Genomic DNA, 12,530 nt, shown 5'->3' with positions numbered 1-12,530 from the left:
TGATGGGGATTGAAGCGTTTTTAACCATCAGTTCAAGGGACAAATTGTAGACATTGTGATTTTTATTCACTGGACTCTTTCATTTTAATAACCACTTAATCATTAAGTGAATTTACCACTCTGCAATAGCGCAGATTTATTCCAAATAAAAAATAGGACTCAGCTTGAGAGGTGTTATCTCTCAAGCCGTGTCTTCCCTTCTTAATCAGCTTCTGCCGCTTCGACAGCTAACAGGTCTGCCATGTCGTTACCTTTATCACCTGAATGAGCTTTGACCTTAAACACCTCAACGTATTTCTTTGAACGCAACTCGTCGATTTGTTGCCATAGATGGCGGTTCTTTACTGGCTTCTTGTCTGACTTACGCCAACCTCTCTCTTTCCAGTTATCTAACCAATCGTTGTAGCCCTTTACACAGAAATCACTGTCTGAGTAGATGACGTCGCCATCTTGGGCATACTCTAGACCTTCGATTAAAGCCATGAGCTCTAATTCGGCATTGGTAGTATTACGCTTAATGGTGATGCTATCTTGATGCTCTAGTTCACCCTGTTCATTAAAGGCTACAAGACCAATGCCACCTTGTGTGCATCCGTGTTGATTATTTGGGGCTGCGCCGTCTACGTAAATTGAATAACTCATTTTTTATCTCTCTCTAATTGAAAAAGGGCGCATGACTTTGCCTAGCCAGCGCCCTGTTGATGTGTAATTTAATGTTTGTGTTACTGAAAAGATTCTTGGTTGTCTCGCAGTGCTAGACGCGATTCCATCCATTCTTCGATTTCACTTTCTAGCCATCCCACTGCTCTTCCTCCCAATGGAATGGTTTTTGGAAAAATGTCTTCATCCATGAACTTGTAAATAGTGGAACGGCCTAGCCCTGTTAGTGACATCACGTCTTGGATTCGTAGAAATCTCATTGTCATTGGGAATCGTCTCCTACTTTGTATATACCCATGTGATAAGCCGCCACTGTAAAAAAGTGCAGTCGGTCTACTCTGTACTAGAGCCAAAGAAGTAACGCTGCTCATTCCATGCTTCAGCAAGAATGCTCATGCGATAGAAGACACTGTGTTTGATGTTCGTGTCTTTATTTCGACAACGTGTCCCCAAGCCATAGTGACCTCGGTCATTGAGAAGCACTATTGAACGTTCTTTGCCGCTGTAGTGCTTTTCTATCGCTTCTTGCCACGCCGTTTTAAGATGCTCAGCTAATTCGTTGCGTTTTTCCCAGCAAATAGCATCACCAAAATACTGGCTGTAATCAGTAAACAGCATCACGCGATAGTTGTGGGATGGCACCTTGTCCTCTCTCTTACGCCATACGTAGAACACTGAATCCGTCTCAAGCTTTTCTTTAAGCAGCGTAAAGTAATCGTTAATAATGCTGAGGTCGGTATCTTGATGGTCTTCTGGTAGAAACAAATCCAAGCGCGTAGCCAAAGCTGCGTCAAACTCCTCCATTGCTTGTTCAAAGACTTCCGTCATAGAAGTTAAGGCCGATTCGTATAACCCCTTGTCACTGAAAAACACGGGGTAGTCGTTAAACGTTTTAGAATGGGTAATGTTGGGAAGGTAAGTATTGTTGGACATGAGTAATCCCTCTGAGTCTGTTAATGACATAGGTATTACTCGCGCTGTATTTTTTAAAGTGAGTCATGGCTGCAACCAAAATTCATGCTGCGGTTATCGGCGTGTTTGGTGTTAGGCTTCGCTAGACGACTTATCCGATAGAAGAGCTCATTTAACTGCAATGGGAATACTTCATCCCCTTTTAGAAGTTCGTACACGTCATCAGATGGAGAATACGCCAGTCCTGAACATCTTCTCCCATGGTCTTCTTCCACGGCTCTATCCCATGCTTTTCTGACTCTGGACAAGTAGCGACTCCTCTCACCCCCACTTTTACCTAAACAAAGATACAGCCGCTTATCAAAGAACAAGACAAGGTGATACTGGCTGGTGGACTCACACGCCTTGAACCAAACATGGCGTATGACCGTTTGATGATATTGGTGAGGCCTACGCCTGTACTTCAATAGACATAGCTTATTAGTTTCCGACTCCAAGGTTCGAAAGAAACGACTGAGTACCTCGGAATGGTCTCCATCAAAGTCACTTGGTAGACGTACATTAAAATGAGCGACACAAAGTTTAGGATATTGGCATAGCGCTTCAGTCAGCACTCGGTCGATGTCCTCCAAGTACTCAACGATAAGACCATTCTTGTGGTAGTAGAGTGGCTTTCCATTAAACGTTCTGTCATGGGTGATGGTGAGGTAGTTAGGTGTATAAGCTACATTGAGTTGATAAAGCATTATAGTTCCTGTGGTTTGTTGTTAATCCCACAGGAACTGTCACTACCGTAATTTTTGACTATTTACGGCTATGGTCGAAGTTGTTCATTCGTTTTCCAAAATGCTTCGTTCTTCTCTTCGCTAGGTAGCTTAGTCGATAAAAGACGGACTGAAACACCTCCTCAAACTCCTCAGAGTTACGTAGCAAGTGATACTGGCCTTGTTTAGAAAAATGTATAGCTGGTTTCTCTTTGCCTGAGTAGATAGCATCCACAGAACGCTTCCAAGCATTACGGATACGGTTAGCCAAACTTTGCTGATATTCACCAAAATCCCCTAGAGAACGAAAGACGTTTCTGTCAAAGATAAGTGCAACATGGTAGTGGCTGCTTGTTGAGGTATCACACTCTTTCGCCCACACATATCGAATGGTGGTTTCACGATAGGGTTTGCCATTTAACCGAGCACTACGTCTTCGATATGCCGCTACCTGAGACTTAAGAGATCGAAAGAAACGAGTCATCACTGCTGAGTCATCCCCTCTAAAGTCTGCTGGTAAGTTGAGGTCCACTCGAACGATAAAAAGTCTCGCGTATTGCTCTAGAGCTTTCTCAAGGACTGAGTCTATCCCTTCTAGGTATTCAACGACCAAACCCTCCTTATCGATGTATACCTTGTTTCCGTTGAAAGTGGATTCGTGTGTGATGGTTAGATTCTTAGACATGATGGTGACCTATGTTTTGTTTCTGACATAGGTACTGAGAGTGACGTTATTTTCTAAGTCTCTCTTTGGGTAGGGGATGGGTTCCCCTACCAAGATATTGAATGATGAGGTAGTTGGTTGAGGTGTGGGATTAGGTTAGTAGATGGGTGGGTATATATATTATTAATTACCGTTCCTCCTCGATTTACTCACCCTCTGTTTTTAGGTGATTACAGAGCTTTCACACCAACTAAATCCATCCAGCCAACCCTTTTTTTTGTAAAAATCTCGGTTCATGCATTTTTGCTTCTGGAATTTACTCACATAAAATAGGATTATTAAAAAATAGATTTTCATATAAAAATCAATCAAGTTGGAACAGTTAGCATTGTAATAACAGATCTCGTAAGATCGAAAAAACTTGGAAACTTACTCTATGCACAACAATGAAGCCTCCCAAAACAACTCAAAAAAAACAGCAATTGATCAACATACGTTGCACAACTTTATTAATCCATTTGATCGTCAAAATGAGTTTTTAGTGCTTACTGATACCCAAAAAACAGATGGTAGATTTGCGCGTAAACAACACACTCCTTCATCACTTATCCAGCTCAACTCATGGTCTGATTTTCAGCCAATGACGAAGCCCTTTGAACCAAACTCTGAGATCTATGTTCTACCCTCTCACCCACTTAGTGAATCAACAAGACAGAGCCACTTAATGGGAACATCACTGGTTGAGTACGACAACATTTACCAATACATAGAGGAAAAAGCTCAAGACAGGGGGTTTCGCCAGCAGAGAACCCAGAACCTTATTATTGTCACTATGTTGTTAGCTAAGAACTTTGATTTAATGATTGGTGGAATCCCTGTAGGAGGAAAATGGATAGCAGATAAGCTCGGCACAAACACCTATAAAGTAAGTGATCGGCTAAAGGATTTAGAAGATATGAACCTGATTCGGCGATGCTCAAGACTCTCGAAAAAAGACAAAACCAGATTAACTGGCTTCATTGAATTGACGCCGTTTTTTTTACTCAACTTCACATCATTCTTTAGTAACAAGGATCATATCAACTACGAGCAATACTTAGCCTCAAAGGCTGCTGAACAGACAGAAGAACTCAGCTATCAAATTTACGGTGAGAAAGGGCACTTTGAATACAGAGATATAATCTATACCCTTAAAGTGAGGTTACTCGAGTTAACTAGAAATCCTAATGTATGTGCTCAAGTAAAAGTAGAAGCATACAAAGCGTTGCTGTAGCGCCGAAGAATCTGAGAATCTTTTACCTGCATTTTCACAAAAAAGATGTACAAAGACAGAAGGAATGAAGTTTAAATAAAAACAATAAAAAGCTGCTTTTGTTGCACAACACGCAACAAAAGCTCTAGAGCGCTTTAAACATTGAAATATTAAACACAATTAATATTTCAAATTGTTCTAAGTATAATTTATGGATTATTGCACCTGTAACACAATGTACCACCAAATGTACCAACAAGAAGAACAAAAACAAAGAAAATTTAATTATTGCAAAGACTTAATAATTAAAATTGAGTCTGCGAGGGCCACCACTTCTCTTCGCACACTCCTTGTGCTATTGCTTCCCCAATTTATTCAACTAAAGCAGACTTAACACAGTTACGTCCACTGTCTTTTGCTAAATAAAGCAGTTTATCCGCCTCATGGCAGAATATTTCAAAATCGACGTTGATATCATCTGTTGTTACCACACCGAAGCTTGAAGTAACTTGTACCCTTTCACCCTCTTCGGTAATGAAGTCATAACATGCCACTTCTTTACGCAGCTTTTCCGCTACTTTAACGGCATCATCAAGGTCTGTTTTTGGTAAAACAACAACAAACTCTTCACCGCCTAGGCGCGCGACAATATCACTATGACGCACTGATGATTCAAGCACTTTAGCCACACCAGTTAACACCGCATCTCCAAACGTATGACCATGTGTGTCATTCACTAACTTAAAGCGATCAACGTCTGTAATGATAAGAGAGACTGGACCGCTGTCTGGTTTTTTCACCATCACTTTGTGCTTATCAAACTTCTTCTCAAGCCATGCATTTAGCTTTTGTTTCTGCAATTGCAGTGTATGCACCACTTTACCCTGCAGATGCTCTTCTTCTGTTTCTTTTGATAAAACCGGGCTTTGAGCAAACCATTCCTCTAAATAGCGGCGATTAAACAACCCCGTCAGCATGTCGGTCTTTGCAAGACGTCTCATGCGAATACGAGAGCGATTCACCGCCAAGAAAACAATCACAAGAACCAGCAACACCGCTGCCAGTACCAACACTATCTCACCGAGTAAATAGAAGTTGCGGCGATTGTTTTCCAGCTCCATTTTCTGCAACACGTTGTTCCAGTTCAGCTCTTGGTTTTCAAACTCCAATCGTTCAAGATCAAACAAAATCTGCTGTTTCTCTAGGTTCTCTTGCTGACGCTCTGTATCAACCTGTAGGTATTTTTGGTGGTATTGCGTGTAGGTTTGATAAGCTAATTTATAATCACCAAGCCCAGCATACGCTTCAGCTGCAATTTTGATCAGATCGACTTGTTGTTGCTCAAGGTGTTTTGAGGCATACAACTTGTCTAAGGTTGGGCTTAACATTTCTGACAGTTGCTGGAATTGATTTTGCTGCAACAGGTACTGGGCCTGAATCAGTTTAAACGTCGCGAGGTACATTGGAGACGTTTCACGATACTGAAGGTTTTTAGCACGCTGCAAATGGCGCTGCATATTGCTGCTGTCTTCAGCCGCGCGATATAAACAGGCCAGCTCTAAATTGATACGAAAACGGAAACGCCCATCGCCTATTACTTGGGCTAGCTGTAATGCTTTTTTATAAGAAGAGATCGCTTCAGAAGGGCGTCCTTGTTCTTTATGCAGCTTTGCGATGCTCAACATACTGAGCAACTCATTAAACGACATCTTGCGTTGTTTAAAGTAAGAGTACGCTTGTGTTAAAACATCTTCTGAGCGTCCAAATCCTTGAATTTCAATCAGGATATCCCCTAAACCAAGAGCCGCTCGCTCAATCAGGGCTTTCTCACCACTACTCTCTGCTGCCGTTAAAGAGGACATGTATGCGGCATAGGACTTTTTCAACTCACCTTGCTGTTCATAAATACTACCTTTAACTAGCAATATTTCTGACTCAACCTGCTTATTACCACTGTCACGAGACTGATCCAGTAACTTATCCAGTGAACTCACCGCCTGATGAAGATCACTACTAGACAGCATCGCCTGTATACTGCGAAGCTTTAACATCAAGTGCTCTTCATCGGATCCTGAAGAAATCCCTAAGCCACGACGTGCTGCAACAAGGCTGGATTTATCATCACTCAATAAGCCCATGACTGTCGATTTCGCTAAATAATAACGGACGAGTAACTCTTCAGGCTGATTCTGTAGTAACGATTCTTCTTCCAATTGCTCGATTTGAGCTTTGGCTTTTTGTGGTAAGGCGTATACCTGTCTCTCTATTCCTTCAAGCGCTCTGAGAAACTTATCCTGAGACTCAGTTGGTTTTGCATGAACATACATTGCTGTCGACGCGAAAAGCAGCACGCATATCGCCTTAAGTGATCGATGTAGTGGCATAGTGAGCGATCCCCAAACGAATTAAGGGTGGAGTAATAATTAACTGGTTGAGAAAGTTACCCATGCACAGAATATGATTGCATAGTATATAAATCAGCCAGCAAATTTTGGAGTCGCATAATAAAACACCAATCAATTAGCGCAAAATCTTACAGTATGAACAACTGCATGATTTTGGGTGCTTCATAAACAATATGGCTTAACGTCTAGCTTGTGAGATTAATTTTCATTCATTGCATCGGCGCTTTTTTCAATAGTATCAATCTGACAAATAGTAGCTAATTGTGGAGACTACTCGAACTCGTTTTATGTGGGGCGTATTACTATCTCGATCCGTGATAGAAAACTGTCCTTGAGATGCGCGTTTGATCTTTCCAAGTGTGCTGTTCGAATCACGGGCAAATTTTTCAGCCACTTGGCGGGCATTTTTTGTCGCCTCTTCGATCATTACTGGCTTAACGTCATTGAGTGAAGTAAAGCTGTATTCGATTGGGTTGGCATAACGGTCTGAGTTGAAAACAATCCCCTGCTTCGCCAGTTCTCCAATACTTGCAATCGCGGCTCTAACGATAGAAACATCATGGCTATAAACCGTTACCGTTAAAGAACCAAGGTAGCGAAACTCAATGGTTGGCTCCCCGCCATATTGTCTGGCCTTTTTATCTAGGATCGCTGGCGCAGAAAAGCTCACTTGTGCTTTATCAATCCCTTGTAGTGCCAAAAAAGCCGCAACGGCATCTCTTTGCGTATCAAGCTCTTTCACCACCTCTGGCATGTCATTTCCCGCGACAGAAAACTCAATAGGCCAAATAACCGTATCAGCTGGATATTCGCGCTCGGCCAATCCTTTCACGGTCACGATTCGATCCAAACCTTTATATTGCAAAGCAGCCTGTTTCAATAACAAACCAAGAGCCGCAAATCCGAGGATCAATGCCAAACCGATAATGGCGGCAGAACGTTGTGAAAACATCATCATCTCCAACTGACAGAGGGGGTATTAATAGCAGTGTACGTAGAAAGCAGAAAGGTTGAACATTGGCGCTGTCATGATTGCGTCAAGTTAGTAGAAAACATGTTCTGGATAACTAAATGCTGAAACGGGAACCGATAAGGCTCCCGTTTATTCCAGCTCAGCAAAGCAAAGGTTTATTGACGTTATTATTATTGCGTGTACCCGCACTTACCAACTTAGCAATAAAACACTTGATGCACAGCATAAATAGTATGTTTTGTGAGCGATATATTTTTTAGATATATGAAATAATCATTATTACAAAGACAGCTTAGTCGCTTAATTGCAAGCTATGTAAGGAAAACAAGACTAAGTTGGGGAACTCCGTTCACTATTACCCATAAAAATACTGCCCAACTCAGCACTTCTGTGAGCTCACTTACAGAACGCTTTAATAGCACAAACTGCTTTATAAAGTTGGTAAATTAAACGAAGTGACAGACTTTCACCATATAAAAAATATGAACGACTGTAATCTCCTTTCTAATTAAGTACCTCCCACTCATAAGTTCTGCCACAAAATAACCTCAAGAGTTGACGGATTGCTCAACGGCTTGCTAGCTATGGCTGCAAACTGACCTAACCAAAGATGAGGGATCATGCGATTTTCAATCAAACCGAACCGATGGCTTCAGACACTGCTTTTAGTCAGTGTTTTACTTGGAGCTAGCTTTACCCATGCTAGCGAACAAGTTTATCGACTCAAGCTTGCAGAAACATGGGGACCTAATACGCCGATCTTAGGGGATGCGACAAAAAACATGGCAAAATTGGCAGACCAGATGTCCAATGGCCGCCTAAAGATCCGTATCGACTCAGCAAACAAGCACAAAGCTCCTTTAGGTATCTTCGACATGGTCAAGTCGGGTCAGTACGACTTAGGCCACTCGAGTTCCTATTACTGGAAAGGCAAAGTACCCAACACCCTCTATTTCTCATCCATGCCATTTGGCATGATTTCTACCGAGCAGTACGCATGGTTTTACCATGGTGGAGGCATTGAGCTAATGGAAAAAGTCTATGCACCCCATAATTTGCTTTCTTTCCCCGGCGGTAATTCAGATATTCAAATGGGAGGCTGGTTTAAGAAAGAAATCAACACTGTTGAGGATCTACAAGGGTTAAAAATCCGTATACCCGGTTTTGCTGGTGAAGTGATGGCCCGAGTTGGAGCAAAACCCACTAACATAGCACCTGGCGAACTTTATACCTCGTTAGAGCGCGGAACCATTGATGCTTTGGAGTGGGTAGGCCCGGCATTTGATCTGCGCATGGGATTTCAGAAAATCGCACCATATTATTACACCGCATGGCATGAGCCAGGATCAGAAACTCAATTTCTTGTGAACAAGAAAACATGGGACAAACTGCCTAAAGATCTGCAAATCATCCTTGAGACGGCGTTTCGTGTTTCTGCGTTTGATATGTATACCCAAGCTCTAGATGCTAATGCAAATAGCTGGGCAACCATGAGCGCGGAGTATCCTGAGATCAAAGTGAGAGACTTTCCACCAGAAGTACTCAAAGCAATGCAAGCTGCCACCAATGAGCTACTCACTGAGCTCGCAAGTAAGGATGCTTTAGCCAAAGAGATCATTGAATCACAGCGCCAGTACCTCACAAAAGTACGTGCGTGGACAGATATTTCTTCGAAAGCTTACCTAGACGGCGTCCAATAACAGAAAGCCCCCATTCATTAATGGGGGCTTTGATAATTACACCTTAAATTGATGTGTGTATGCACTGAGCTCTTCAGCAGACTGAGCAACTTCTTGACTGGCACCCGCTAACTGTTCTGCACTCGCAGAAGTCTGGATTGACATTTCACTGATTGAAGCAATGCTCTGGCTCACAGCATCAGTCACCTGAGCTTGTTCTTCTGCGGCAATCGAAACTCGTTCCATCATCGTATTAATGACATTAATAGACTCAATGATCGCCACAAAATTTTGTTGAGTCTGGCCTGACAACTCCGCCGTTAATGTCACTTGCTCTTCACACCTTGCCATGTTCTGAGTTGCCGATCCGGCCGCTTGCTGCACCGACGATATCATGGTCTGAATTTCAGAAGCCGAAGCTTGCGTTCTCTGTGCTAAGGTTCGCACTTCATCGGCAACAACGGCAAAACCCCTACCGGCTTCTCCTGCACGGGCCGCTTCAATAGCAGCATTGAGAGCAAGTAAATTGGTCTGCTCAGCGATTTCTTGTATTACCACCAGCACATGTCCAATTTCATTACTCTTGAGTTGCAGAGTCTGCATATTTTCATTCGTTGAAGCGACACCTTCCACCAAGTTCGCCAGTGCAACACTGCCTTTATCTAAGGTTTGTTGACCTGTCGAGCTCTTATCAAATGCCAACTGAGAAGCCTGAGCAACATCTGCGGTGTTTTTCGCCACCTCTTGAATGGTTGCTGTCATTTGTTCAATTGCTGAAGCGACTGACTCCGTTTCACGATGCTGGGTGGTGACGGCCGTTGTGGTCTGTTCGCTAGCCACTGACGTTTCTTCCGCGGTAGACGCAAGGCTATGGCTAGCTTCAAGAATATGCGCAATCAGTTGTTTAAGATTGTCCGACATATCTCGCAATGCGCCATATAAACTGTCAGAAGAAACCTTACGATCAAACTCATGAGTGAGATCGCCTTGCGCGACTTGTTTGGCCAACAACATCATATCTCTAGGCTCTCCTCCCAATGGCTTTTTAATGATAGACGCCATATACAGAGCTAAAACGATGGTGATAAATAACGTCACGACCATCATAAAAATAATAATATTGCGGATTTGATAGACTGACGAGAACGCTTCAGCTTGGTCGATCTCAGCCACTAGCGCCCAACGAATATCACCAATATTCAATGGGGAATAGGACGATAAAACGGGATTGCCATTATAATCGACAATGATATCTGCACCACTTTGACCCGCTAAAGCCGCAATCGTCGCATCAGTTTTAACACCATTGCGTTCAACAGAACCAGCAAACGATGCCGCGACTGAATGGTTATCAGGGCTTAGATAGGAATCTGAGCGCATCCGGTAGTCCGAACCAACCAAATAAGACTCTCCGCTCTCTCCCATACCTTCGCGAAGCTGCATGACAGCGTTAATGGCCTCTAGAGAAAGCTGCAAAGCAACCACCATCACCACGTCTCCACGTTCATTTAGTATTGGCTTTGCAATAAAGGCCGCAGGCGCGTCATTGGATGGCGCATAGGGGGCAAAATCAATCACACCATATGATTTGGTATCAATAACACTGCGAACCAGCTGACCAAGATTGCTATTGGCATAAACTCCATTAAGCAGATTGGTTTGATAATCCGCTTCTTTCGTCACGGTATAGAACGCTTCACCACTTGGATCGATCAAGAACAAGTCGTAGTAGCCATACTTCTCTATGTACTTACTGTATAACTCAACACCACCACGATCTTTAGGCACAAACGCTTCCTTTACGTCTTTTTCACTGATGATCGCCCAGTGGTGATGTTGGTCCAGCTCAACGGTTTGCCATACAGAAAGCACTAAGTTGCCGTTGTAATCTTTAATGATCCCCGAACCTGCGCCCTGCACAAACGCGGCTTGTGTTGCTTTGGTTTCAACAGCATGATTCCGAGCAAAAGATGCCGCCACCGAGTAACCTTCTGGATCCAGTCGAGAATCTGAACGCATCAGCTTATCTGGCCCCACTAAATACGTTTCTCCGGTTTTCCCCATGCCTTGTGTTTGCATCGTGATCCTATTGATCTTATCGATGGGAAATTGCATGGCCGCATAACCAATGACTTGATTGGTATTATTGGTTACTGGAGTGACAAAGAATCCAGCAGGAAGATCATTCGAGTAGTGATACAGTGAAAAGTCGCCAAAGAAAACTTCATCTACCTCTCCACTTTTCATCGCTTGATGAAAAGCCTTTGCTAACCCGCTACCAGCAATATTCTCGGAGCGAACATTACGACCAAGATCCGCCTCTCGAGTTGCGCTGTAGATGATGTCACCATCTTTATTGATCAAAAACGCATCATACCAACCAAAATGCCGTTGGAACTGATCGATCTCTGCACCATATTGATTGGCAAGCGCATCCCAAGTTCGGCCACTTATCTGATTCCCTTGAGCTTTGAAAGCACGATCAAACTCTTCGAGCACCATTTGGGTCGTATAAGCATCGGCAAATAATCGTAGCCCTGATTTCAATTGTTTGAGATATTCTTGTACTTGGTTAGCTTGTGATTGGTTAATCGCTTCCAGTTTCCGAAACCCTTCTAGTTGAAGCGTACTGGCCACTTCGACGAGAACATCCATATCCCCTTCTCGTTCGTTGAAAAAAGAACGGATCTGTGACGATTTAATCGTTCTTACCGTATCAAGTTGGTTATAAGACCGTTCTGTTAACGCACCTTGTGCAAGAAATACCGCGTTCAACCCTAGTATTAAAGCAGGCACAACACCAATAAACAGCAGTGCCCCAATAATCAATTGGGACAGCTTTAGTCGCCCAAGCCACTGACTCATATAGATATCCTTTGTTTACACTCAATCTGAATTACATTGTTGTTATTGTTTGGCATATGAACGAAAGAACTACGCCAATATTAGAGATGCCTAGATGACAATGATTATGAGTCTAATTCAATAGCTTGAAATATTATGAAACACCTTTTCAGTATTTAATTGTAAACACCAGAGTACAGATAGAATTATCAATTAAACACGAGATTTTATGGCAGAAGATCTGAATATATAAAGTAGAAAGAGCCACGACTCTCGATATATCAGGCAAGCCTGAGCATACGCACTTAGATACGACATAAAAAAATACCGTTCACAGTCAGTGAACGGTATTCAATCAGGATTGACGATTCTAGTTT

Annotated in this window: 10 protein-coding genes; 2 read left to right on the top strand and 8 right to left on the bottom strand. The window is 42.8% G+C overall.

Annotated features, from left to right (window positions below):
* Positions 1-201: 201 nt before the first annotated feature.
* The 5 genes from ACQEXS_RS20515 to ACQEXS_RS20495 form a co-directional block, all read right to left on the bottom strand.
* On the bottom strand, positions 202-642 hold the full coding sequence (locus ACQEXS_RS20515) for a ribonuclease HI (protein ID WP_427015040.1): 441 nt from the start codon (positions 640-642) through the stop codon (positions 202-204).
* An 80-nt stretch (positions 643-722) separates the two neighbouring features.
* Positions 723-920, bottom strand: coding sequence for an AlpA family transcriptional regulator (locus ACQEXS_RS20510; protein WP_427015042.1), 198 nt, complete (start codon positions 918-920; stop codon positions 723-725).
* Between the two features lie 73 nt (positions 921-993).
* Positions 994-1,593 carry an inovirus Gp2 family protein gene (locus ACQEXS_RS20505; RefSeq protein WP_427015039.1) on the bottom strand — a complete coding sequence of 200 codons (600 nt, stop codon included), beginning with the start codon at positions 1,591-1,593 and terminating at the stop codon, positions 994-996.
* Between the two features lie 53 nt (positions 1,594-1,646).
* Positions 1,647-2,318, bottom strand: coding sequence for an inovirus Gp2 family protein (locus ACQEXS_RS20500; protein ID WP_427015038.1), 672 nt, complete (start codon positions 2,316-2,318; stop codon positions 1,647-1,649).
* 58 nt (positions 2,319-2,376) lie between these two features.
* Positions 2,377-3,021, bottom strand: a complete 645-nt coding sequence (locus tag ACQEXS_RS20495; protein WP_427015037.1) for an inovirus Gp2 family protein — start codon at positions 3,019-3,021, stop codon at positions 2,377-2,379.
* A 415-nt stretch (positions 3,022-3,436) separates the two neighbouring features.
* On the opposite strand from ACQEXS_RS20495, the gene ACQEXS_RS20490 reads away from it, so the two are divergent.
* Positions 3,437-4,273, top strand: coding sequence for a hypothetical protein (locus tag ACQEXS_RS20490; RefSeq protein ID WP_265686258.1), 837 nt, complete (start codon positions 3,437-3,439; stop codon positions 4,271-4,273).
* Positions 4,274-4,623: 350 nt separating this feature from the next.
* Here the strand turns inward: ACQEXS_RS20490 and ACQEXS_RS20485 are convergent, their stop codons facing one another.
* Positions 4,624-6,636 carry a diguanylate cyclase gene (locus ACQEXS_RS20485; RefSeq protein ID WP_427015036.1) on the bottom strand — a complete coding sequence of 671 codons (2,013 nt, stop codon included), beginning with the start codon at positions 6,634-6,636 and terminating at the stop codon, positions 4,624-4,626.
* A gap of 259 nt (positions 6,637-6,895) precedes the next feature.
* Positions 6,896-7,615, bottom strand: a complete 720-nt coding sequence (locus ACQEXS_RS20480) for an SIMPL domain-containing protein (protein WP_427011875.1) — start codon at positions 7,613-7,615, stop codon at positions 6,896-6,898.
* Between the two features lie 635 nt (positions 7,616-8,250).
* Here ACQEXS_RS20480 and ACQEXS_RS20475 point away from each other — a divergent pair.
* Entirely contained in the window at positions 8,251-9,330 is a 1,080-nt protein-coding gene (locus ACQEXS_RS20475) for a TRAP transporter substrate-binding protein (protein ID WP_427015035.1), read from the top strand.
* A gap of 36 nt (positions 9,331-9,366) precedes the next feature.
* Here ACQEXS_RS20475 and ACQEXS_RS20470 read toward each other — a convergent pair whose 3' ends face one another.
* Positions 9,367-12,174: a methyl-accepting chemotaxis protein gene (locus tag ACQEXS_RS20470; protein ID WP_427015034.1), complete on the bottom strand. Its 2,808-nt coding sequence runs from the start codon at positions 12,172-12,174 to the stop codon at positions 9,367-9,369.
* Positions 12,175-12,530 lie beyond the last annotated feature (356 nt).

The organism is Vibrio sp. TRT 17S01, assembly GCF_050113695.1.
GTDB lineage: Bacteria > Pseudomonadota > Gammaproteobacteria > Enterobacterales > Vibrionaceae > Vibrio.
The sequence above is the reverse complement of the archived record's forward strand: the minus strand, read 5'-3'. Positions and strand labels throughout refer to the sequence as shown.

What these genes read in the sequence shown, in the direction of transcription:
- ACQEXS_RS20480 (WP_427011875.1), bottom strand. Translation starts at nt 7,615, where the DNA reads ATGATGATGTTTTCACAACGTTCTGCCGCCATTATCGGTTTGGCATTG.
- ACQEXS_RS20510 (WP_427015042.1), bottom strand. Translation starts at nt 920, where the DNA reads ATGAGATTTCTACGAATCCAAGACGTGATGTCACTAACAGGGCTAGGC.
- ACQEXS_RS20470 (WP_427015034.1), bottom strand. Translation starts at nt 12,174, where the DNA reads ATGAGTCAGTGGCTTGGGCGACTAAAGCTGTCCCAATTGATTATTGGG.
- ACQEXS_RS20485 (WP_427015036.1), bottom strand. Translation starts at nt 6,636, where the DNA reads ATGCCACTACATCGATCACTTAAGGCGATATGCGTGCTGCTTTTCGCG.
- ACQEXS_RS20475 (WP_427015035.1), top strand. Translation starts at nt 8,251, where the DNA reads ATGCGATTTTCAATCAAACCGAACCGATGGCTTCAGACACTGCTTTTA.
- ACQEXS_RS20490 (WP_265686258.1), top strand. Translation starts at nt 3,437, where the DNA reads ATGCACAACAATGAAGCCTCCCAAAACAACTCAAAAAAAACAGCAATT.
- ACQEXS_RS20505 (WP_427015039.1), bottom strand. Translation starts at nt 1,593, where the DNA reads ATGTCCAACAATACTTACCTTCCCAACATTACCCATTCTAAAACGTTT.
- ACQEXS_RS20500 (WP_427015038.1), bottom strand. Translation starts at nt 2,318, where the DNA reads ATGCTTTATCAACTCAATGTAGCTTATACACCTAACTACCTCACCATC.
- ACQEXS_RS20515 (WP_427015040.1), bottom strand. Translation starts at nt 642, where the DNA reads ATGAGTTATTCAATTTACGTAGACGGCGCAGCCCCAAATAATCAACAC.
- ACQEXS_RS20495 (WP_427015037.1), bottom strand. Translation starts at nt 3,021, where the DNA reads ATGTCTAAGAATCTAACCATCACACACGAATCCACTTTCAACGGAAAC.